Genomic DNA, 23753 nt, shown 5'->3' on the forward strand with positions numbered 1-23753 from the left:
CTTGATTGTATTGCTTCCAATTGCTGATTTTGTACTTGGCGTTGCTCATCATCGGTGACCTGTTTGAGGCTTTGATGATCTGATCGCAGCTCGGATGATAAGTTCAATGATTTAGGAAACAACGCCCCTCATAAGACTTCGTTGAGAAGCTCCTTTGCTTTTTTGGTTCGCCATTCCGCACCATCTCTATAGCTAGGTTATAAAACATATTACCTTTGGTTATAAAAGAGTTATGGGCATTCCTTAAAGGAATAACGAGTCCTATACTATCGTCATAACATCGATGCGCGACTGTTTTTGAAGATTCTGGACGGAGCGTTTATAGGGTTTTCGCTGAAGGTAGCGTATAAGCATTGAACATTATTTATGGCTATCACTAGTCGTTAATAAAATGTAGATCTGCTATCTGCTTACCTCCTGCACATCAACTTGACAAGAGACAGCCGTGTCTTTGAGTACACAAAGCTGGTATCACTACCTGGCACTATGTCTTACAAGCATTACCTTAAATGTTGTGAGTATATGACTCTTCCACTGTAAATTTATCATTAAATTCAATTTCTTATTTTTGAGCGCTTTTAGTCTAAGTCAATTTTGTACAATACAGGCTCGAGGGGAACGTATAGGATTAGCTTATAATGCTCTACACATGGAGGCCTAGGCGGCGAAATGAAAAAGCTTGGTGCTTGTAAAGAATCAGCAAACTATCTTTACCATCAGGAACTTGGCGGTATAGGTATTCTTGACGCGAGTTACCATAGGCAATGTTTTTCTCGACACAGCCATGAGGGTTACACCTTTGGCGTTATCGAACGAGGTACCCAAAAGTTCCTTAGAAGCGGCAGTAATAATCTTGCACCTGCTGGGAGTATCATTTTAATCAACGCGGATGATATTCATAATGGCCAAGCCAACACCGACGATGGCTGGGCCTACAAAGCGCTATATCCTTTACCAGAGCACTTTGAACGGTTAAGCCATGAGCTCGTCGGAACTGACACCTATACGCCCTACTTTCCTGATGCAGTAGTGCATGATGCAGCACTGGCTAAACAGTTCCGGTACGTATTCTCTGTCTTAGAGCGATCGGAAAACAAGTTGTTAAGAGAGTCGCTCCTCTACGCGCTACTCACTCGTTTGATGAGAAGTCATGGTAAAAGGAGGGTCGAACTCCCTGTTGAGAAGAAGGCAACTAAGAAAGTAAGCATGGTAAAGCACTTTCTAGACGACTCTCCTAGTACCAACATCTCTCTAAGTGACCTTGCCCAAATGGTTTCCCTTAATCCTTATTATCTAGTGCGTGCCTTCAATAAGGAATTTGGTCTTCCACCACATGCATATCAACTACAAGCACGTATCCGGTATGCCGAGAAGTTGATACGACAAGGATACCAACTGGCGGACGTCTCAAACCTCTGCGGATTTCACGACCAAAGCCATTTTACTAAGCACTTTAAACGAGTCATCGGTGTAACCCCGAGTCAATACGCAAGGCACTTTCTCAGATAGTCAAAAACGTACTATCTCTTACCACCTGACGCTTGTAGTTTTGATCATTATAGAGACAACGTGAGGATCTAAGATGAAAACGATAGGATTGCTTGGCGGTATGAGCTGGGAATCGACTGTAAGCTACTATACAGCGATAAATCATGGCATCAAAGAACGCTTGGGTGGCTTGAACTCGGCCAAGATTTGTATGTATAGCGTTAATTTCGCTGAAATAGAGGAACTCCAACACAAGGGACTATGGGATAAAACCGCTCAGATACTATCAGATGCGGCAGTATCGATTGAAACTGGCGGTGCTGACTTTCTCCTGATATGTACCAACACCATGCATAAAGTGGCACCTCAGATTGAGTCGCGCATCAGTATTCCCATTCTGCACATTGCTGATGCAACAGCTGAAACGCTCATCCTGGATGGCATCAGAAAAGTTGGTCTCCTCGGGACACGATTCACGATGGAGCAAGATTTTTATAAAAAACGAATTACAGATAAGTATGGGATAAGCGTTGTCGTTCCAAGTAGCGAAGATAAAAACACGGTCCACAACATTATCTACGAAGAGCTGTGTCAAGGTATCATTACTGAGCAATCTCGTGATGCTTACCTGAAGGTAATAGATAAACTGAAGCATGAAGGGGCGGAGGCGGTGATCCTAGGTTGCACGGAAATTGCGCTACTTGTTCAGCAAAAGCACACTAATGTGCCACTGTTTGATACCACAGCAATCCATGCGAACTCTGCCGTACTAAGATCTCTTGGAGAGGATTAACGACAAGAAGTCGTACCCAGTAAACAGCACAGACAAGTAGAAGTCACTCCTCGACAGTAATCTGTTATAGACTAGACATACATTGATTGGGTGTCTCATTGTGGACTCTTGATACAGTCCGTACTTTAGATACACCCAATGGTACACCACGCCAAAGTCAAACCATAAAAATCCAATTAATACATAAACTTACCACTCTGATTCAAGTTACGCCAGCCCAAACGTTTGGAAAAGGCCGGTAAATCTCTGATTTACCGGCCTTTTTTAATTTTATAGCTTGAGCGTTAAGCGCTTTGTATGCCAGTGAGCTACATACCTGTGATACAAACTGGGAAAGTGGTACGTCGTTACTCTCAAGCAAGTCATGATGTTAGTAACACTGGCTTAACCGCCATGCTCTGTGTCCAAGCCTTACTTGATGCCCAACCGATAGACGGGACGATACTTGTTACCGGTGCGAGCGACGGGGCAGGTGCCATGGATACCGTAGGCAGCAAATTCTTGGCTCCCTCCTCATCCGCGTGAAGTGATAATTACACAATATCACCACTCTTACTCTTCAGCCTGCTTCCACTATGGCCTGATTAATCCCTGGGTAATTATGCTTCCCATTTTTATATAACTCCTAACTATAAAGAGACCCGCCTACTCTCTTTATTGCTATAAATGAATAAAAATTCACAAACGATGCTTGTCACTACTAAAAAGAGCACTTATCGAGTAATCGATTACTAAAACTCACTTACATAGGAATTAGTACTTTTTTTACCCCTTCTATTGGTTGTTTGTTCGAGCTGAACAGAACCTGAATGGTGATTGGTGCGACTTCCAGCATAAAAAATAGAGCAAAAATACTAATTGACACTTAACTCATTATTAACACCATTGTCATGTTACTGACGCATTGCTAGCATAAATCCACATTCACTCGATACGAGTGGATGACGCTTATATCGCTAATACATAAGCGAACGTCAAGGAATAGACTGTCGCTAAGTGTTTTTTATCGGATAAAAAGCCGATACGTATATCGTTATGTTCAATGGCGTAATGCGTACACGAGGAATAATTAAAACGCGACAGTACTCAGATGTTTTTTTAAAGAAGGGATACTTTAAAGTGAGTAATACTATCCAAAAAACAGCGGTTGCCGCTGCAATCACGCTTACCAGTGCCACCAGCTTTGCTGGAGAGCTCGGTTCACTGACTAGTGAAGTCAAGATTAATGATTATGAAAAAGGCCTCACTAAAACCGAAGTCACTATTGGTAAAGGGTCTTATAAACTCAGCGACGATTACAGCTTTCTCTTTGATGTCGACAAAGACTTCATTAAAAATGAAGGAGAAGCAAGGAAAGAGGGTTGGGATACAAAGTTTGCCGTTGCGCAAGGGATAAGCCCCCTGGGAAGTTTTGACGCATTAATGAACTACATTTTTTATTATGATGCATCATGGCAAGCCAGCAATGGCTCTGACTCTTCGGATACAAAGAAATATGTCCTTCAGCCTTATTTTAGTAAAGATATTATTCTTGGTGGAAAAGATTTTTCATTCGGCATCGAATTATGGGCACAGCTTGGCAATAATAATGATGAGAGTTTGAAAAATAAAAGTGGTTTTGAAACCAACTTTTACCTATTCGGCGATCTGTCTGAGCACTGGAACCTCGAACTCGCTTGGTATAACTTCAACTATTACCACGATCCTGCCGACGAATATCAATATCAAATTGGCACCGAGGATTATTTGACTTACTCTCTTCCTCTTGCCGACAACGTGTCATTTAATGTTGAGACGATGCTTTACGCCGATCATCTCCCAGAAAGAGACCTAACGACGGCAGATGTACACATCCAACCTCAGCTCGAGTTTAAAAAGCAAGTTAATGATAACTTCTCTTGGCATGCTGGGGTAACCTATGAGGTATTAAGTTGGAATTATACGGATGCCAAAGGTACAGCTAAAGATCGTAACGCGTTTGACAATAATGAGTTCGAAGCTTATTTAGGCTTCACCATCAAGTAAACGCTATACACTGCAGGCAAATTCACTGCCTTTTGCCTGCAGTGTTTACACAACCGCAAGATTAACTCACACGCTTTTGCCACTTATCAATCACCGTGGCACCTATCAAATCGCCTTGTACATTGACCGCAGTACGGAAGGTGTCGAGTGGGCGCTCAATGATCAGCAAAATAGCAATGGCTTCCAGTGGGATCCCCGCAGCCAGCAACACCAACTGCATACCCGACATCGAGCCTGACGGCATGCCCGGCGCGCCTACCGACGAAACCATCGCCATAATGAAGATCATCACAATGCCGGTTGTTGACAGATCAATCCCGAACAGTTGTGCCAAGAACACTGCAGCAATGCCTTCAAATAACGCTGTGCCATCCATATTCATCACCGCGCCCAACGGCAAGACCATGCTCGCGGTCGACGGAGTGACCTTGAGCTCGTCTTTGGCAGCCTGCATCGAAACGGGCAGTGTCGCAGCACTGGATGAGGTGGCAAACGCCATCGCCAGCGGTGCAGAAATGGCGCGAAACAGGCTCACAAAGCCAATGCCGCCAGCAACGCGTGCAATAAGCGGCAACACGATCACTGCATGGACCATCGTGAGTCCAAACACCAGGGCGGCGAAACTGAATAACTGGCCAAATAGATCGTTATCCCCTTGATGGGAGAATTGGAAAACAATTGCAAACACCGCAAACGGCGCCAGCTTGATAATCCCTGCCACCATAGTGTTAATGCCTTTATTCAGCCCGCGAATGGTCTCGAATAGTGGGTGCGACTCTGGCAGCGCGACAATCAGCGAAATGCCGAACAAAATGGTGAACACTACAATTGCCAAAAGGTTACCCTGAGTCACCGCGGCAAACGGGTTCACCAACGCCATATTGATAAGTTTGGTGGCAATGGCTCCGGCACCCGCGGCCTCTTGGTTGATAAAGCTAATGCTCTCATCCACGGGCGGTGCATTGGTGAGCGGTTGCCATTCGGGCATCATCAGCGCTGCGCCAAGACCAATGGTGATCGCAATGGTGGTGGTAAAACCGTAAAACAAAAGTGTTGCACCACCTAAGCGCTTAAGGCGAACCACATTGCCAATATTACTGATCCCTTCCAGTAGCGAGAGCAATACCATCACACCGACCACGGCTTTGAGTAGACCGATATAACTGACCTTGGCGAGCATAAGCAGTGGATACCAAGTGGTCTGCTCTGCGTTTTCAATGGGGCCGAATACCGTGCCCACCAGCCAAGCTAGTGCGGCCGCCACTGCAATTTGCAATGGCAAAGAATGTCTAATGGTTTTCCACATTGTCTTTTCCCTAATCACAGCGTCACAGCTGCATAATGATGATTTGTCTATTTTTTTGGCGCTAAGAAGCGATAAAGCATACCAAGCTGTTAGACGGGGCTCATGTAAAAACTATGAACAATCTGGAATATCTAGTAACAAAATGGTTGGTTGGAAAATTTGGCCACACTTTTCGCTACAAAATGGGGACAGACAATGATAAAAAGCCCGCCTAAAAAGACGGGCTTGTTGATAAGCACTATTTTTGCTTATTGGGGACGCTGATTTTGCGGATTGAGCTCAAGGTTAACAGGGGTCTCTAACTCTTGGTTCAACGCTTTTTCTAACTCAGCAACATTGGTGCCTGGGGTCGCTTCCAGCAACGCCACGCCATCAAGGTAACTGACAAAGTCGAGGCCGTATTTTTGTGCGAGCTGGCTGGCGCTTGCCTCACTGACTTTGACCAAAATCGAGCCAGTGACCGTTAATGGTGTGCTTTGTGCCGATACAGCGACTTTATCACCGACCATGACACCCATTTGCTCGCCACTCATATTACGCGCGTTGCTGTCGGTTTCGACGACCACATAATCTTTGCCATTTAGCTGTACCGTGCCTGCGCTTACACCAAGGCTGATACCCATGACGGCGAGGGCTATCATTAATTTTTTCATACTTCGTCTCCTATTAACCACGGTGACCAATGACACGCAGTGACCATTGCGTCAATTTACCATTCACGCTGTTATTCGCCATCGACTTCACCTCACCCCCTAGGCTGTATTGACGCGTCTTGCCGTCTGTATCTGTGACGTAGAGTGTCCATTGCCCTTGCGATACTTCACCATTGAACTTATGGCTGAGCATCAAGTGGTCAGTAAAGCCTTCTGGGTAGGTGCTATCTAGCGTATTCGATAGCATGCTATTGCGTGGAGACATCAATACACTCCGAGTCCCTGCGGGCGACTCTAACTCGATGAGCAGATCAGACATACGGCTGTGTTCGATCGAAGTCCGCACTTGTACCGCCTCGATAGTGAGGTTATCAGCGACTTGCACACTGTCTGCTGTCGCCACCGCCCCAGCATCTGCAATCGCGAGTCCAGTTTCACCCTCTTGGTTGTGATAAGACCACGCCCAATCGGTGAACACTTGTGCAGGAAGTGGCTGATATGTCTTCGCGGCTTCGAGTGCCGCATTAACATCAATCAAACCAAATCCATAGGTTGGGCTATACCAACGCCCCGCGGCATTTTGCTTCCAACCTTCTAGGCCAGTCACCGTGCGCTCGCCACCAAGTGCCGTTTGATAGGTTAAAAGAACATCGGCATCGTCTGCATCCACGCGTGTCGCGGTTGTCGCCAATAGGTGGCGAATATCGCGCTGCGACAGATTTGGATAGGCTGACATCATCAACGCAAATGCCCCTGAGGTATTTGGCGCGGCGGAAGACGTACCATTCATCACACTGTTGAAATCACAGGTGTTGTCTATCTCTGTCCCACCGTGTAGTTCGTGTGACTCATAAGGAATACGATCGTCGCGGTTATAGCCCATGGTACAACCGGTCAAATCTGTGGTGATATGCGCCGGTTTATCGGTCCCATACTCGCCACCCGGCGCGGTCAAGAAGACGCTGCTGCCTACTGAGGAATAGGATGAACGCTCACCATCGGCATTCAACGCACTCACCGTCACGTTCCAGTAATTCGCATTGCTGGATGATTGGTTGCTGTTTTGCCACGGTAACCCATGGTTATCGTCCGCTGGACGGAAGCGCTCACGATTAAATGAGGTACGCTTATAACCATTTCCCGCTGATTTGATGAAAACTGCGCCAAGTCCGCCAAAGGCTTCCATGCTCATTTTTTTGTACTGGGCGTTTTGACGGCCATCATAGCTCATCGGATCATCACTGTAAGGATAACTGCGGATACCAGAGCCGCCATAGCTTTGGTTGAATACGCGGACATCATCCGAATAGCCTTCGCGACCATGGCTGATTTCCCACGCATTCTGGCTTTGGTATTCGAGATAGTTATAGCCTTGCAGGTTGGCAAGCGGTGCAACCCCCATCCCACCAATACCATTATCACGAACCGCCGCGATAATCCCCGCGACCGACGTACCATGGGCAGTATTGCGACTGCTCCACCCCTCCGGTGTAGGATCATCATCACGCTCTACAAAGTCATAGGACTTTCCAGCGCGGACGTTAGCGGCCAGATCGGGATGCGCAATTTCTAACCCATCATCGACGACGGCGACGTTAACGTTTTGTCCAAGCACTTCTTGACGATGGGCTAACCATACGTTGAGGTCATTGCCAGGTTGGCCTCCTTCGCGAGCAAAGGCATTTTGACCACGGTTAAGCAAATGCCATTGTTCGGCCGTAAAGGGATCGTCACCGGGCAAGCAACGCTCTTCACTGGTACGGCTGCCATCGATGCTATTATTGCCAACCAGTGAGACACAAGCTTGTGGGTCTGGATCGGTAGGAGGATCGACAGGATCTGGCACTTGGGCCATCGCCCATACCCCTGAGGTATGAAATAGTGCGCCGATAATCAGCGCAAGAGAGCTGTGTTTGTGCATTTATCATTCCTTTTTACACTAACTAGACGTGTCTCAATTATGAGAGACCCATCATTAGTAAAAAGAAACAACCTCAATAGAAACAGGCTATTACAAGAAACGTGATCTTATGCCTAATTTTTAGAGCACAAGATCTGATTAGTTGAACAAAACCTGCAAAAATTAACCTCTTTGTTACATAGGCATGCAAGGAATGTGAAGTGGAAAACACTTATTATGTAATAAGTTATACCTTTTTGTTTTATAAGACAGCATCAATCAATGGGTCACCCCTCCGTCTTACACAATTCACTGACCACATAATTTGCAATCGCGGTATCCTGTACCCCTGTCCCTGTTAAATCGCACACGGTGATCGCCGCATCACTTCGCGCAATGGGACGCCCCGATGCCACTGTGTTTCCTAATTCTTCCACACATCGTGACAGTGCCAGCCCTTTAAGCTCACCCAGCACCTCCGACTGAGCACGTCTATCCACCAGCACCCAATCCGCATTGTGTAAAATATGAGGATCAAGCTCGCGCTTCTCTGCGCTATCCGAGCCCATTGCCGTGACATGGGCACCCTGAGGAATATCTTGCCAATGCAAAATCGGCTGTTTAGCCGGCGTCGTGGTAACAATAATATCGGCCTGTTGACAAGCCTGCGCCACATCTTGGTGGAGGAGCACTCGCACCCCCAGCTGAGCTTCAACCTCCGCTTGATACCGCTTTGCTTGTGCACTGTCTCGCGCCCAAACATGAACCGTGTCTATTTCTCTAACCAGTTTCAGCGCGGCCACTTGCAACCTTGCTTGCGTGCCCGCGCCTAATACAGTGACCGTTTTGGCATTATCACGCGCGCAATACTTGGCACCTAACGCCCCCGCGAGTGCCGTGCGTACATCCGTGAGATACCCTTCATCAAACAGCACGGCGTCCACTACACCGGTAGACGCCGAGAAAACCACCATTAAACCATTGAGGCTCGGCAAACCTATCGACGGATTGTCGAAAAAGCCGGGACTGACTTTAATCGCAAACCGCTCAGCACCTTGAATGTGAGCGGTTTTCACATCAACTTCGCCGTTGTGCTCGTGAATGGCCATGCTTAACACTGGTGGCATAGTTACCTCGCCACGCCCTAAAGCACTGAACGCATTTTCAATCACGCTGAGACTGTGCCGATTAAACGTGGCGACAGATTCGATTTGCTGACGGTGATATAACTGCATACGGGCTCCTTTGACACGCATCAAGATTCAACGACGAGCTAAGGACACACCTGCTCACTTAATGCTGTGACCGCTGCTAGGGTGTCGGTTGACACATTGTTTCCACTGACCACGATCACCACTTTCTTGTCCTGCCAATCTAACTGGTGTTGACGCGCAGCGGCCAATCCCACTACCGCGGCACCTTCTACCCACCTATTTTCGCACTGCCACATATCGATCATTGCACGGGCGATATACGCTTCATCCACTTGATAATGTTGCGTCATCACTTGGGGCACCAGGGCAAAGGTATATTGGTTATTAAGGCCAATGCCTCCCCCGAGGCTATCTGCCAACGATTCAGATTCAGGCACAGCTACTGGCTTCCCCGCTATGATGCTTTCATGCATTGCAGCCCCGTCTCGAATGGAAATGCCAATCAGGTCGATATGTGGGGCGATGGTACGCGCCGCTAAGCCAATTCCTCCCACCAAGCCGCCCCCCGACAAGCCCGCAGCAATCACATCAACATCTGGCGCATCTTCGAGGATCTCAAGCCCAATGGTCCCTTGGCCGGCAATAATATCGGGATGGTCAAAGGGAGGGATATAGCACAAACCATCACGCGAAACGGCCTCAAGCGCGGCTTGTTCGGCTTCATCCTGCGAGCGACCCACTACCCACACTCGCGCGCCCATTGCTTTAACAGCGTCCACTTTATTGTCAGGCACCAACGAAGAGAGACATACGGTCGCCGGGATCCCAAGCTGCTTGGCCGCATAGGCAAGTGCACGGCCATGGTTGCCTGTCGAGCAGGTGATCACACCACGCTCACGCAGCGCCTTGGGCAACCGACTCAATGCATAGGTCGCGCCTCGTAACTTAAACGCGCCCGTCGGCTGACTTGTTTCGAGCTTGAGCCAGATTTGGGCATGATAACGCTGAGACAGCATCGGGGAATAAACAAGCGGTGTGCGCGCTGCCACGGCTTGTATCGCTTGGCGGGCAAGGTATACATCATGCAAGCTCGGTGACACACTCCCTCCTCGTTCGCGTTGCTTGGTCAGTCAGCACGGAGAAATACAGCACTGTTAGTAAACAGATTAGTTGCCTGACACCCAGGATCCAACCTTCTATTTTCACCATTTGCGCTAAACGTTGGCAGGGTTTATCGCGTAAACTCTCTATAAATGAGGAGTGGTTATGAATTGGATTGAAGCGCACGAAGCCGGGTTTAGGCTCAGCCTGTTTGCCTTGGTACTGTTGGTAATGCTCGTCGCCGAATGGCGGTGGCCGAAGCGCAAGCTCACTCGCACGCGGCGAGAGCGTTGGTCAGGGAATATCTTATTGACTGTATTTAATACTCTTACGCTACGTGTACTCGCCCCGGTTTCTGCGGTGGGCGCGGCCAGTCTTGCCGCCGCCTCGGGTTTTGGTTTTTTTAATCAGCTTTCGTTCCCTGAATGGGTCGCGGTTCTGGCCACATTAGTTGTGATGGATATGGCGATTTGGTACCAACACAAACTCTTCCACCAGGTACCATGGCTGTGGCGGCTGCACCTAGTCCATCATGCCGATATGGACATTGATGTCACCACAGGCGCGCGTTTTCACACGGTGGAAATTTGGCTGTCGATGGCCATTAAGTGCGTGTTAGTCGCGCTACTTGGCGCACCTGTTGTCGCCGTGATCGTGTTTGAAACGCTACTCAGCGGGATGGCAATGTTCAATCACAGTAATGTGCGCCTCCCCAAGCGTCTAGACGCTTGGCTGCGTCGCGTTATCGTCACGCCAGATATGCACCGCGTGCATCACTCCACCCGGTTTCATGAGTGTAACGCTAACTACGGCTTTAATTTATCGTGCTGGGATCGCTGGTTTAATAGCTATGTGCCACAGCCACGTAAAGGGCATCAAGGCATGCGAATTGGTCTAAACGAAGTCGGCCAAGCGACGGACGCTAGTCGTGTTTGGGGAATGCTGCGTTTACCTCTCCGTTGGCGTATACTGCAGCGCGCCTATCAGAATAAAAAGGAGCACTGGGCGCATGAACCAGGTGATCGTCACATCCAAAAATCCCGCGAAACTATCCGCCGTTGAAGCTGCCTTTCGTGACGCTTTTCCCGATACCCTTTTCACCTTCACGGGCGTTTCCGTTGCCAGTGGTGTCGCAGAGCAACCAATGACCGCGCAAGAGACCTATGCCGGTGCCTGTAACCGCGTTCGTCACGCCAAAGCGGAGTATGACGGAGACTTTTACGTCGGAGTAGAAGCCGGCTTAGACGGCCAACATACCTTTGCTTGGATGGTGATAGATGATGGGACAACGCAAGGCGAGGCGTGCTCAGCCTCACTGCCTCTGCCGCAAGAGGCGTTAGACGCTCTCCATCAAGGCGAAGAGCTTGGCGATGTGATGGACAGAATGTTTGCCACTGAAAATGTAAAACAAAAAGGGGGCGCCATTGGCATGCTCACCGGGCATCGGCTTACACGTTCAAGCGTTTACCATCAAGCGCTAATCATGGCGCTGATTCCGTTTATGCACCCACACTTGTATCGCTAACACCAATAACAACGACGCCCTGTGGCGCCGTTGTTTGTCTATTTAAGGCTTTGTTGATTAGGTCGATGAGGTGGACTGTTCAGCTTCACGTTTCAATAAATCAGCCAGCCAGTTTTTGGTTTCGTCATCCATCCGCTTTAACTCATTAGAGCCGCGTGTCACGGTTGCGATCCCCACGCCTAGCAATTGACTCAACTGGCGCTGACTCATTCTTCCTTCTAACAACTCATGCAAGATATTAATCCGGGCCACCAAGGTATCTCGCTCATCGGGGGTCAGTAACGCTGTCAACAAGGCATCATCATTATCATCTTGTCCAGCACGGCGCACTAGCGCGATAACATCTTGCCAACCAGAAAATGCAGGCGATTGCGACATGGGTTCCTCTCGCTCTTTACGTGATGGTCGCGATTGTAACATTAATAACGCTGTGCCAACTCGTGGGCTCGCAAAAATTGCACGGGCTCACCTAAAAGTTGGCGATAGTAAATATCGAACATCAACACGTTCTGCACATAATGGCGCGTTTCATAAAACGGGATCGACTCGATAAAGGCAATGGCATCCATGTGCCCTTTCGAACGTGCCAGCCAACGACTCACTCGATGTGGTCCGGCATTGTATGCCGCAAAAGCGAGAACGCGATTGCTATCGAAGCGATCAAGCATCATTTTCAAGTAGCCACTGCCCAAGCGAATATTCACGCCAGGATCGCTAAGACTGGCCGGCCCTTGATAATCAAACCCTAATCGACGAGAGGTTTCACGTGCCGTACGCGGCATCAATTGCATTAATCCTCTTGCACCCACGTGAGAGACCGCACGAGTGAAAAAAGCGCTTTCTTGGCGCGATAGCGCCATCAATGTGGTTTTATCCACCCCGCGCTCGCGACTGAAAAATTCAAACCACCACTGATGGGCAAGCGGAAAACGCAACGACAAGTGATCCCACATTTTTCCAGCGATGGTGGCTTGTACCGCGAGATGATACCAATGCTGTTTATTGGCATAGGCGGCCAGTAGCGCAATTTGCTCATCACTGGCGCGCTGCAACACATAATACCACTCGCGCTTAGCCGCGTAGATTTTATCAAGCGCAATCAGCTCATCGACTCGCGCCAGCACATCATTGACAGGCATCAGTCCCGCCTCTTTCAACACGGCGGTACGCGAAGGGATATGAATCGGCTTTTCCAGGTGCTGAGCGGCAGCCACACTGTAAAAATTACGCTCACCCAACATGGTTTCAAACGCCTGGTTCGCCGCGTGACTGTCGCCAAGCTCTAATTGAATTCGCGCCTGCCAATATCGCCATTTTAATGACTGTTTCGCCTCATCACTGAGCAGTGAAAGCCATTGATTCAATACGTGCCAATCACCCTCCACCAGCGCCAAGCGAAACCGTCGCTCGAGCAGACCATCATCGTCGCTTTGTCTCAGCATACGATCGCGCCACGCAGCTAATGCAGGCTCATCGTCATTCATCAGTTGGCCAATAAGATAATCGGCAATGGCTTGTCGTTCATCCTTATCGAAATGTTGCCCTTCTACGGTACGGCGGAAATGACGAATGGCTTGTGCTTCGTCTTTGCGCGCCAATCGCTCAAACGCGAGACGAGTAAGCGTTTGGTTAAAGGGGGTCACTTTGCTTCGCTTGGAAAAGTCAGCAACTTGATCAGGCTTGTCGTAAAGATCAATGATTTGCTTTCCCGTCGCTTGGTGGGTGTCGGGAAGTTGTCCTTGTAGGTAACGCATTAAACTGCGATTGCGCCCTTCAAAGGTCAGCAACATCCGCTGCAAGATTAAATCGCCAGTGAGTTGCTTTTGCTCGGAGAGGTAATCAAACAAGGGGTCACATGCACTGTCGACCGATTGACCGGATAAGTACAGAGACTTGGCACCACTGCGCGCCAACGCACGGTTACCAGATTGGCTGTGAGCATAGTAATACTGACATTGATAACGCTCTCCCCTTGGCACATCGGGTTGGAAAGCGACCAAGGTTGCCCAATCTTTTCGATCTGCTAATAGTGTGAGGTAATCGGCGCGCAAACTATTAGCAAACGGCATAGTGGTGTAACGCTGAATAAAGTTGGTCACCGAGTCATGCGACTTTTCTGCAAGGTTGCGAGTAAAATCACGATAATCTAAATATGGATAAAGTGGATAATCACGCAACTTGGCTTTGAGGCGGCGAAATTGACGTAATTCACCACGCTCAATCGCATCAATGGCCGCCTCATATTGACGCTGTGCAGGCGTCATTTGCCCACTGTCTGGACTGGCCGACGCCAGCGTGAAAGAAGGAGAAAAAGCGGCCCCTAGAATAAGTCCTGGTAGCAGTGAACGGGAGAAGGCACGGACACCACGACGCGCTGCGTAAGATGCATTGCGCAAAGGCCCGGACAAAGCGATGAATCGTTCCATGTTAAAGGTCGCTCCTAATCAATTAACACCGTGACGAATGTTTCACATCCAAAATGTGTGACAACGAATAGACAACAATCCCATCAGCAAATTCCCTCGCTCTGTAGCAAATGGTTTGCCGCTCATGGGCTATATTACCCAGCGAATATGACAATCACTGTTAAACTTGGCAAAGTTAACGTTAGAATAGCGTCTTTTACACCACAACAATTAGCGTGAGCAGAAATGGCTGAGTACGTATATACCATGTCGCGGGTGAGCAAGATCGTGCCACCTAAGCGCCAAATTCTTAAAGATATTTCTTTGTGTTTCTTCCCAGGCGCCAAAATTGGGGTACTAGGCCTCAACGGGGCCGGTAAATCGAGTCTATTGCGCATCATGGCCGGTATCGATACCGAGATTGAGGGTGAAGCCCGTGTGCAACCAGGCATTAAAATTGGCTACCTCCCGCAAGAGCCTGCGCTAGACGAAGACAAAACCGTGCGTGAAACCGTTGAAGAAGCGGTCTCGGATGTGAAGGATGCATTGACGCGTCTCGACGCTGTCTATGCGGCCTATGCCGATCCTGACGCCGACTTCGACGCCTTGGCGCAAGAGCAAGGTGAGCTTGAAGCACTGATACAAGCCAAAGATGGCCATAACCTTGATAATGCGTTAGAGCGTGCGGCCGATGCCCTGCGTCTGCCCGAGTGGGATGCACAAATCAAAAACCTGTCTGGGGGCGAGCGCCGCCGTGTGGCGATTTGTCGTTTGCTACTCGAGAAGCCCGATATGCTGCTACTCGACGAGCCAACCAACCACTTGGATGCCGAATCAGTGGCATGGCTAGAGCGTTTCTTGGTCGACTATACCGGCACGGTTGTGGCGATTACGCACGATCGCTACTTCCTCGATAACGCTGCTGGTTGGATCCTTGAGCTTGACCGTGGTGAAGGCATCCCTTGGGAAGGCAACTACTCATCGTGGCTTGAGCAAAAAGATGTCCGCTTGAAGCAAGAAGCCTCACAAGAAAAAGCCCGCCAGAAAACCATTGAGAAAGAGCTTGAGTGGGTACGTCAAAACCCGAAAGGCCGTCAAGCCAAATCAAAAGCGCGTATGGCACGCTTTGAAGAGCTTAACACCTCCGATTACCAACGCCGTAACGAGACCAATGAGCTGTTTATCCCACCCGGCCCACGCCTTGGTGATAAAGTCATTGAAGTTAACAACCTAACCAAGTCGTTTGGTGATCGCGTCTTGATTGACGATCTGTCGTTTAGCGTTCCGAAAGGCGCTATCGTCGGTATCGTTGGCCCCAATGGTGCGGGTAAATCAACACTGTTCAAAATGCTCAGTGGTACCGAAACACCGGATGCGGGCACAGTAGAGGTCGGTGACACCGTGCAATTGGCCTCGGTGGATCAGTTCCGTGACAGTATGGACGACAACAAAACCGTTTACGATGAGATCTCGGAAGGTGCCGATATTATTCGCATCAATAACTTTGAGTTGCCTGCGCGTGCTTATGTCTCTCGCTTTAACTTCAAAGGAAGCGATCAACAAAAACGTATCGGCGATTTGTCCGGCGGTGAACGCAACCGCGTCCACCTGGCCAAGCTATTGAAAGCAGGCGGAAACGTACTGCTGCTCGATGAGCCAACCAACGATCTGGACGTTGAAACCCTACGCGCCTTGGAAGAAGCTCTGCTCGAGTTCCCAGGCTGCGCGATGGTTATCTCGCACGACCGCTGGTTCCTTGACCGTATCGCCACCCACATTCTGGACTATCGTGATGAAGGCCAAGTGAATTTCTTCGAAGGTAACTTTGCCGAATACACCGATTGGTTGAAGAAAACGCTGGGCGCACAAGCGGCTGAGCCACACCGCATCAAATACAAGCGCGTTGCCAAGTAACGCCGCACTCATGAGGGCAGCCAACGCTGCCCTTTTTCTTTCGGGGCGATGTAATAGGCGCCTCGCGCCCTCGCAGTCATATGGCCAACTTCCCCACCCACAAACCGCATTCCATCCGTTTAATAACGCCAAGACATCAAAAAATGTTTCAGAATCGATACGCCCACACAGATTATTAGGTCGCCCGCCATGCATCGCCTACACTTTAAGCAAAGGAATGAGGAGATGCGATCATGCCAGAGCGTAGAAAATTTTCCCGCGTGATGTATCGTGCCCCCGCGATACTCAAGCAAAATGAACAGTCGTGGCACGCACATGTACTCGACCTTTCTTTGAAAGGGGTGCTTTTGTCTCGCCCAGATAATTGGCAAGCCAACCCACAACAGACAACGTTTTCGCTGATCTTTTATCTGCATGACTCTGACGTAGAATTAGACATGGACTGCATTCTCGTCAATAACTGCGAGAATTACCTCCATCTTTATATTGATCACATTGACATTGATAGTGCCAGTCATTTAAAAAGGCTTGTTGAACTTAACGTTGGCAACGATGAGCTCCTTCATCGCGAGCTAGCGCAGTTGACCGACCCTATGACGGAGCCCGAGTCTTAGTTCCGTGTAGTCATGGGCGGTACCAAACGCAGGCCAGCAGTAACCAGTCATGACAGATCACATCCACATCGCCATCTCACACCCAAACGGTGTGAAGCATTATACGCTTTGCCCTACCCGCAAAAAGGTAGTGCAGACGTTGGCGTTGGTATTGTTGGCCGTTCTCACCGTGACCTTCGCCAGCCTCTATTTACTCTCCGAGCGTTCTACTGAAGCTGAAGCCGCCGTTAACCGTTTACGTGAAGAGCGTGCTGCATTGAATAACGAAGTGGCCATGCTGCAACAAAAACGCGATGAGCTGTCACAAACCATCGAAAACAAAGATGTCGAGCTAACCGCTCTCACCCAACGCGTCGTGACGGTAGAAGATATGTTAGGGCTACAATCGGTCGCCAAAGATGCCTCGCTGACCCATCGGCTTGATGTGGCGGCGATCAATTCTGCCGTGCGCTATACCATGCTACAGCTCATCCCCAACGGTAAACCCATCCAGAGTTATCGGCGCTCCTCCGGTTATGGCTCACGGACGCATCCGGTCACTGGCAAAGAAAAATTCCATATGGGGTTAGACTTAACCGCAGACATTGGTACGCCGGTTTATGCGCCCGCAGATGGCGTGGTGGAATACGTCAGACCCAGCCGTCGCAAAGGCTATGGCAACTTTGTAAAAATAGACCATGCCTTTGGCTTTATGACCCTCTACGCCCACCTTGATAAGTTCAACGTACGCAGTGGGCAATTCGTGAAAAAAGGGGACTTGATTGCTTGGTCAGGCAACACAGGTTTATCCACTGGCCCTCATTTGCATTACGAAGTGCGTTTTTTAGGACGGGCGCTTAACCCGCGCCGGTTTATTAAGTGGAGTGCCGAGCAGTTTGATACCTTGCTCGAAAACGAGAAGCGCGTCAGTTGGGGACATTTAGTCGCGGTGGTGGAAAATTTGGTCGAAACTCAGGTACAAGTCGCCAATATGCCAGACGCTGAGCCGCCACTGAGCACCGCGCAGCAGCGTGAGGCCGATGTGCAAACCACACCGACGAAAGCCTCCATGTAATGGAGGCCATCGCGCGATGATAAAACCGAGCGCCTTTCTTCGGTTAACTGGCCGTATCATCGCCCACCACTTCGCTATTGGTACTTGCGCTCGACTACAAGTCTTCTAACACATCCAGGGCGTCGGAGAGTTTGCTAACGCCATAAACCGTCATCCCTTCAATACGCTGTTTCGGCAAGTTTGCTTTGGGCACGACTGCTTTTTTAAAGCCATGTTTTGCCGCTTCCATCAGACGTTCTTGTCCACTTGGAACAGGGCGGATCTCCCCGGCTAAACCGACTTCACCAAAGACCACCAGCTCTCTCGGCAGCGGGCGATCCCTAAAGCTCGATATCAGCGCTAACAGCAGGGCAAGATCGGCACTGGTTTCGGTGACTTTAACCCCACCAACCACATTCACAAACACATCTTGGTCAGACATTTGCAGCCCGCCGTGTTTGTGTAAGACGGCCAGAAGTAAGGCAAGACGGTTTTGCTCTAGCCCCACCGCCACCCGGCGTGGATTGGCCAATTGTGAATAGTCGACCAAGGCTTGTAACTCTACCAATAGAGGGCGAGTGCCTTCCCACACCACCATTACCGAGCTACCGGAAGTTTGCTCCTCACCACGTGAAAGGAAAATAGCGGAGGGATTACTGACCTCTTTTAAACCCTGCCCTGTCATCGCGAACACGCCAAGTTCGTTGACCGCACCAAAGCGGTTTTTATGGCTGCGCAGCGTACGAAAACGGCTATCACTGGAGCCATCGAGTAAAATCGAACAATCAATACAGTGCTCCAGCACCTTGGGGCCAGCCAGTGTGCCATCTTTCGTCACATGCCCCACCATGAAAATCGCCACATTGTGTTGCTTGGCATAACGGGTCAAGGCTGCGGCAGACTCCCGCACCTGCGACACGCTGCCGGGCGCGGATTGCACATCCGCGACATGCATCACCTGTATCGAGTCAATCACCATGATTTTCGGTTGTTCTTTTTTGGCCACCTGGCAGATGGTTTCTACGCCCGTTTCTGACAACAGCTTCAAGCGATCTTTGGCAAGCCCCAACCGATCAGCGCGCATCGCCACTTGCTGTAATGACTCTTCCCCTGTGATGTACAAGGTCGGTAAATGGTGTGCGAGCCCGACCATGGTTTGCAACAGCAAGGTACTTTTCCCCGCGCCTGGGTTACCACCAACCAGAATAGCGGCACCAGGGACGATCCCCCCGCCGAGCACACGATCCAGCTCTTTAAAACCACTGCTCAGGCGTGGCACTTCTTGTAAATCGATATCCTGCAGGGTTTGTACTTGTCCTTCTGCGCTACCTGCATACCCGGCATACTTTTCATTGCGCGCGACCTGGGGCGATGCTGCCAGTCTTACTTCTGTAATGGTGTTCCACGCGCCACAGGCTGAGCACTGCCCTTGCCAACGGGGAAAATCCGCGCCACAGTCGTTACATACGTAGGCTCGTTTTGTTTTTGCCATTCGCTCTCCAAGACGTATGATGTCAGCTAATTCACAAAATGATTGCTATCTTATTAATTATTCCGACACTTTTTCCGACGCGTGCCGTTAATATACAAGGACAATACTTTACCAGACTTTGCCATGAAGCAGGATGATTACCAGGGACTGATTGAGCAACTGCTTCCGATGTCCCAAACCCCAAAATTTGAGGTGCTGCTCGATAAGCTAACCGCCAACGAGCCAAGCTCTGCCAAACTTCTGATCAAAATGGAGATCAGACGTTTGATGACGCCATGCAACCGTACCATCGACCTGCGTGGCAAAGTGGATGGTGAGTGTCATCAATACGAGCTCAACGGCAACAAGCATTGGCTGGATGATGTCGCGATTAACCGCTATTACGAGCGTTTGCCTTTATACAACGGGCAAATGACTCAAGGGTTGTGGGAAGATTTGCACAATACCCCTAATAACTTTCGCGTCAAACACGAACAAGAAAAGCAGACGCAGCAACAAGGAAAAGGCCCAGTCAGTGATAGCGCCCAGGCGGCATTATTACCCGAGAAACTCACCTTTGGACGTTATTTAGCGCGTAGTGAAAGCCGCATCCATTTTGCTACCCAAGTATTAATAACACTGAATACCGGCTATGAGGTACATGGGGTCACCAGCGACTTGTCTAACTCAGGCTGCCGAGTACGTGTCCCCGCGGCATTCGATTACCCGCCTAGCGCTGAAGTCATCGTTCGGTTCACAGCACTGGCGCAAAAGTATCAAGACCCCGATCTGGAACAAGGGCTGAGTTATCGCATTATTGGCGTCGATCAAAACAAAGAGTCCACCAGCAGTGCTTGGCTACGCTTACGGCTTGACACCAGCAGTGACGCGATTAAGCAGGCCCTCGATGCAGAAATGGCCTCGCCCGACTTTCGTGGCAAACAAGATGGGGAGGACAAGCTACTCACTCTCAAGCTGCAAAGCTATGAACAATCCTTCTTGCATCACACCAGCGTGCTACCGCTTTACTTTGCGCAAGACAAGTTAGAGTACGTATTACAAACGCGGCAAAATCGAGAGCTATGGGATTACTGGCACGACAGCCGCAATCAACCTGTCATTAATCATATTTTCGATGCACAGCGCTTGTCACTGCTGCAAGTGGAAGGGGCGTCAACCAGCCAGCTATTGTTATATTGCTTTTATGTAGAGAAAAACAAACAGCGTTTTTTCTATTCCGCTTCGCCCAGCGAAATGAGCGAAGATGAGCGCCACCTGTTCTGGCAACTGGGTGCCAAGCGCCATTCATGGCGGGTGTTTAAGGTGACCATGTCAGCCATAAACGCGGGTGACATTGAACGGCTACAAGATGTGTCGCCTGATTGGCTGAATACGCTCAAAACCCTGACTCATGTCGCGTTGGTGCAAGATGTGACTCATACCGAAAGCAAGGAGAGTTATTTAACCCACCCCAAACCGTCGTTATCCAGTCAAGCCTTGCGACGCTTTTTGCACCAACGTAATCCAGTTTGTCTTGCCCAGCTCATCTCTTCTGACCGTCAACCACAACGTCGTGAACCACGTTATGCCTATCGCTCTGAGGTATCACTGGTGCATTCAGAACAGGGAGCGCTGAAGGGAAAACTGGTCGATTTTTCCTCGGGTGGGTTGAACCTGAAACTGGCGCAGCCTTTTCAAGGTGCGAAAGATGACTTGGTGTCTGTATCACTCGATGCGTTTGTCAATATTGACCCTCGTGCGCCTCTCGTCGATATGCCGTATCAAGTCATTCGAGTGAGTCCCAAACGAGACAATATCCAACTCAAGCTTACCACTGAAGCGCCCAACACCCGTCGTCGCCAGTACCTTCGCCGCTTGATTGAACACAACCTCGACAAACTGACCGTGCTGGATGAGCGTTTACCCGACCCTCCCTTGGTTTGGGCCATGCACCAATTATTGCTTACGCGCTTAACCGTACAACCCTACTTTATTCGACGCGACAACGGTGTACTCTCGGTGCCCGCAGTGGGTATCAACCTGCCCCCCAGCCGTTTGCACCGCTTTCTCGAGCGCGCAGGCGGCGGTCGCCAACTGTCTTTTTATCCGGTGTTCGGGGATAAGATTCTCACCCGCACTCATGAAGTCACTCGCCCCTCGCAGCCTCTTAAAGAGCTGGTGCGCGAATACTTTGTCTGGATAGACATGCAAGATGATAAGGTGCGCGCCGTCCATACCTTTGCCGATAGTGAATTTGAATCAGACGACGCAAGGCGTAAGTTCATCCAGTTGGCGCAAAAAGGCGGCGCATTCGCGGTGCTACGCAATCGGATGACACCGCTAGCCCATGCTGAACAAGATATTGATGCCACCCAGTTATCCACGTTACTCAAACGCGATACCCACAAAGCACGCCAGCTAGAAGACGAATTTGTTGCCTTGTGTGCCTACGGTGAGTTGGTCGATGTGACCGATGAAGTGCTAATGCGCCTGGGACGATAACCGCAGGCGACATACGACGATATCGACCGAGGCAACAGCAAAGAGAGGATGGCACCGAGTGGGTGCCACACCCTTTACCCTATTAGCGTGGCTGCCAACTAATGCGATTTCGAATACTGGCAGAGAGCACGCACAACACCCCCCCCAACCACGCATGTTTGACCGCAGCTTGCGCTTTCGCATTCACTTTGGGTTTAGCATGATACGCAATGCCGAGACCCGCAGCGTCCATCATCGCCAAGTCATTGGCGCCATCGCCTACAGCCAACGTGTTCTCTGGCGCGATATCGTACTTTTGTGCCAACATGGTTAACACATCCGCTTTTCGTTGCGCATCCACCACTGTCCCGTCTACCTCGCCGGTGAGTTGACCATCACGGCATCCAAGCTGGTTCGACACGGCATAATCCAAGCCTAATCGCTGTTGAAGATGATCAGAAAAATGGGTGAAACCGCCAGAAGCAATCGCCACATACCAGCCGTGGGCTTTTAAACTGGCCACTAAGCTCACCATTTCTGGCATCAACGGCAACTGCGCTTTCACTGTCTCAAGTATCGCCGCGTCAGCGCCTTTCAACGCCGCCACGCGTTGACGTAAGCTTGCCTCAAAATCAAGTTCGCCCAACATGGCACGCTCGGTGACCGCAGACACCGCGTCTCCAACCCCAGCGAGTGCCGCAATCTCATCAATACACTCTATCTCTATTGCGGTGGAGTCCATGTCAAACACTGCCAAACCAGGTCTGCTTAAATCCGGCAGGGCCTGTAAATCGGCGCAGTCAAGCGCGAGTGCCTCAATCACGGTACGATGTTCATCCGTCAGTTCACCGCGGATCAATAACACCTCATACGGCCCAACACGCCAGCCGTCGACGACCTCAACGTCATCACCGGTAAAAAAACGGATATCGTCGAGCTGACGGGGGTCGATGGCTTTAGCAAACACAATCCACCCGCCATGCCGGTGGCGAGAGAAAAACGGCGTGGTGATGGAAGGAAAGCGACAGTAGAGTTGCGGTGAACGGTGAATTGCCAACGGTTTGGCCTTATCCATGGTCAATATTTTCCTTTCGGTTTCCAAGCAAGCTTGGTGAATGAATCAATCACAATGAGGCTGTGATACCATAAAAACCGTAGTAAGCTCCAGTGCTAATTGACTCTGTTTATCTGGCTTTGAGGAAGGTATGTTTTCAATTTCGCGCAAAACACTACGGCGGGTGACTTGGTGGAGTCTTTTGCTCATGACCATGGGGACTATTGCCGCTTTGATGCTTTACAGCACCACACTCAGCCAGCGTCAGTACCAAGCGCTATACCAGCAAACGGACCAATTAGCCCAGCTAATGACCCGCCAAGTGGGTGTGCAAGCCTATGATGCCTTAGTGGATAAGAATTACCAGCCTTTACAAGCCATGGCTGATGAGCTGGCAACCGAGCCGTTAATTCGCGATGCCAGTTTCTATCAGCTCAACGGCAGCCCTGTCGTGCGCTCAACCAACGCCTTACCGTTGGAAACAGCCGTTGGGTTGACCACTCCGCTGGGGTTGGAAAGCCAAGGACGACAGCAACTGATGACACCAATCAGCCGTGATGGCGACATTGTCGGTTTTCTCCGCCTCACCGTTGAGCATCACTCCGTTATCAATGAAGCCAAAAAGCAGCTGCAATCGAACATGACCGAATTTCGCTTCCTCATCGGCCTCGCACTCCTATTGGGAGCGCTATTGATGGCAATACTCACTCGTCGTTCTGCGCGTTTATCTTGGTAAAACGGCAAATTGGTAAAGCGGCAAAGACACGGCGATCAGGGCAATAAACCGAGATAAAAAAAGAGATGGCCGTTCGCCATCTCTTTTTATCTAGGGAAGT

Annotated in this window: 19 protein-coding genes and 1 pseudogene; 11 read left to right on the forward strand and 9 right to left on the reverse strand. The window is 49.8% G+C overall.

What is annotated here, in order from left to right:
* The first annotated feature begins 669 nt into the window (after window positions 1-669).
* The 4 genes and pseudogenes from EHW58_RS10525 (at window position 670) to EHW58_RS10540 (ending at window position 4306) form a co-directional block, all read left to right on the forward strand.
* On the forward strand, window positions 670-1509 hold the full coding sequence (locus tag EHW58_RS10525) for an AraC family transcriptional regulator (protein ID WP_152796315.1): 840 nt from the start codon (window positions 670-672) through the stop codon (window positions 1507-1509).
* A 73-nt stretch (window positions 1510-1582) separates the two neighbouring features.
* Entirely contained in the window at window positions 1583-2281 is a 699-nt protein-coding gene (locus tag EHW58_RS10530) for an aspartate/glutamate racemase family protein (protein ID WP_152796316.1), read from the forward strand.
* 369 nt (window positions 2282-2650) lie between these two features.
* Window positions 2651-2761: pseudogene (locus EHW58_RS16040) on the forward strand (oxidoreductase); the annotation flags it as partial.
* A gap of 639 nt (window positions 2762-3400) precedes the next feature.
* Window positions 3401-4306 carry a hypothetical protein gene (locus EHW58_RS10540; protein ID WP_152796320.1) on the forward strand — a complete coding sequence of 302 codons (906 nt, stop codon included), beginning with the start codon at window positions 3401-3403 and terminating at the stop codon, window positions 4304-4306.
* A 61-nt stretch (window positions 4307-4367) separates the two neighbouring features.
* Here the strand turns inward: EHW58_RS10540 and EHW58_RS10545 are convergent, their stop codons facing one another.
* From EHW58_RS10545 to eutB, 5 genes are all read right to left on the reverse strand, one after another.
* A complete protein-coding gene (locus EHW58_RS10545) occupies window positions 4368-5612 on the reverse strand; it encodes a dicarboxylate/amino acid:cation symporter (protein WP_152796322.1) in 1245 nt (414 codons plus the stop codon).
* A gap of 248 nt (window positions 5613-5860) precedes the next feature.
* Window positions 5861-6265 (reverse strand): hypothetical protein, encoded by a 405-nt coding sequence (locus EHW58_RS10550; protein WP_046075156.1) that lies wholly within the window; start codon window positions 6263-6265, stop codon window positions 5861-5863.
* Window positions 6266-6278: 13 nt separating this feature from the next.
* Window positions 6279-8186, reverse strand: a complete 1908-nt coding sequence (locus EHW58_RS10555; protein ID WP_227986307.1) for a S8 family serine peptidase — start codon at window positions 8184-8186, stop codon at window positions 6279-6281.
* 266 nt (window positions 8187-8452) lie between these two features.
* A complete protein-coding gene (locus tag EHW58_RS10560) occupies window positions 8453-9400 on the reverse strand; it encodes a cyclodeaminase (RefSeq protein WP_152796324.1) in 948 nt (315 codons plus the stop codon).
* 38 nt (window positions 9401-9438) lie between these two features.
* On the reverse strand, window positions 9439-10419 hold the full coding sequence (gene eutB, locus EHW58_RS10565; RefSeq protein ID WP_077578333.1) for a hydroxyectoine utilization dehydratase EutB: 981 nt from the start codon (window positions 10417-10419) through the stop codon (window positions 9439-9441).
* Between the two features lie 166 nt (window positions 10420-10585).
* Here eutB and EHW58_RS10570 point away from each other — a divergent pair, with 166 nt between their 5' ends.
* On the forward strand, window positions 10586-11482 hold the full coding sequence (locus EHW58_RS10570; RefSeq protein WP_152796326.1) for a sterol desaturase family protein: 897 nt from the start codon (window positions 10586-10588) through the stop codon (window positions 11480-11482).
* Window positions 11430-11945: an inosine/xanthosine triphosphatase gene (yjjX, locus tag EHW58_RS10575; protein WP_046075152.1), complete on the forward strand. Its 516-nt coding sequence runs from the start codon at window positions 11430-11432 to the stop codon at window positions 11943-11945. The genes EHW58_RS10570 and yjjX overlap by 53 nt, the downstream gene beginning before the upstream one ends.
* Before the next feature lie 57 nt (window positions 11946-12002).
* On the opposite strand, the gene trpR is transcribed toward yjjX, so the two are convergent.
* Window positions 12003-12323, reverse strand: a complete 321-nt coding sequence (gene trpR / locus EHW58_RS10580) for a trp operon repressor (RefSeq protein ID WP_046075150.1) — start codon at window positions 12321-12323, stop codon at window positions 12003-12005.
* A gap of 41 nt (window positions 12324-12364) precedes the next feature.
* Window positions 12365-14371, reverse strand: a complete 2007-nt coding sequence (sltY, locus tag EHW58_RS10585; protein ID WP_227986308.1) for a murein transglycosylase — start codon at window positions 14369-14371, stop codon at window positions 12365-12367.
* Window positions 14372-14596: 225 nt separating this feature from the next.
* On the opposite strand from sltY, the gene ettA reads away from it, so the two are divergent.
* From ettA to EHW58_RS10600, 3 genes are all read left to right on the forward strand, one after another.
* Window positions 14597-16264 carry an energy-dependent translational throttle protein EttA gene (gene ettA, locus EHW58_RS10590; RefSeq protein WP_077458796.1) on the forward strand — a complete coding sequence of 556 codons (1668 nt, stop codon included), beginning with the start codon at window positions 14597-14599 and terminating at the stop codon, window positions 16262-16264.
* 233 nt (window positions 16265-16497) lie between these two features.
* The gene (locus tag EHW58_RS10595; RefSeq protein WP_046075147.1) at window positions 16498-16878 is read left to right on the forward strand and encodes a PilZ domain-containing protein; all 381 of its coding nucleotides are present in this window, start codon (window positions 16498-16500) and stop codon (window positions 16876-16878) included.
* A 49-nt stretch (window positions 16879-16927) separates the two neighbouring features.
* Window positions 16928-17932 carry a M23 family metallopeptidase gene (locus EHW58_RS10600; RefSeq protein ID WP_046075146.1) on the forward strand — a complete coding sequence of 335 codons (1005 nt, stop codon included), beginning with the start codon at window positions 16928-16930 and terminating at the stop codon, window positions 17930-17932.
* Window positions 17933-18026: 94 nt separating this feature from the next.
* Here the strand turns inward: EHW58_RS10600 and radA are convergent, their stop codons facing one another.
* Window positions 18027-19403 (reverse strand): DNA repair protein RadA, encoded by a 1377-nt coding sequence (gene radA, locus EHW58_RS10605; protein WP_152796328.1) that lies wholly within the window; start codon window positions 19401-19403, stop codon window positions 18027-18029.
* A 123-nt stretch (window positions 19404-19526) separates the two neighbouring features.
* On the opposite strand from radA, the gene EHW58_RS10610 reads away from it, so the two are divergent.
* Window positions 19527-21884 (forward strand): PilZ domain-containing protein, encoded by a 2358-nt coding sequence (locus EHW58_RS10610; protein WP_077606452.1) that lies wholly within the window; start codon window positions 19527-19529, stop codon window positions 21882-21884.
* Window positions 21885-21966: 82 nt separating this feature from the next.
* On the opposite strand, the gene serB is transcribed toward EHW58_RS10610, so the two are convergent.
* The gene (gene serB, locus EHW58_RS10615) at window positions 21967-22938 is read right to left on the reverse strand and encodes a phosphoserine phosphatase (RefSeq protein WP_152796330.1); all 972 of its coding nucleotides are present in this window, start codon (window positions 22936-22938) and stop codon (window positions 21967-21969) included.
* A gap of 130 nt (window positions 22939-23068) precedes the next feature.
* Between serB and EHW58_RS10620 the strand changes: the two genes are divergently transcribed.
* Entirely contained in the window at window positions 23069-23653 is a 585-nt protein-coding gene (locus EHW58_RS10620) for an AhpA/YtjB family protein (protein ID WP_077578328.1), read from the forward strand.
* Window positions 23654-23753: the final 100 nt, after the last annotated feature.

This window comes from Salinivibrio sp. VYel1 (assembly GCF_009377945.1).
In the GTDB taxonomy this organism is placed as follows: Bacteria; Pseudomonadota; Gammaproteobacteria; order Enterobacterales; family Vibrionaceae; genus Salinivibrio; species Salinivibrio siamensis.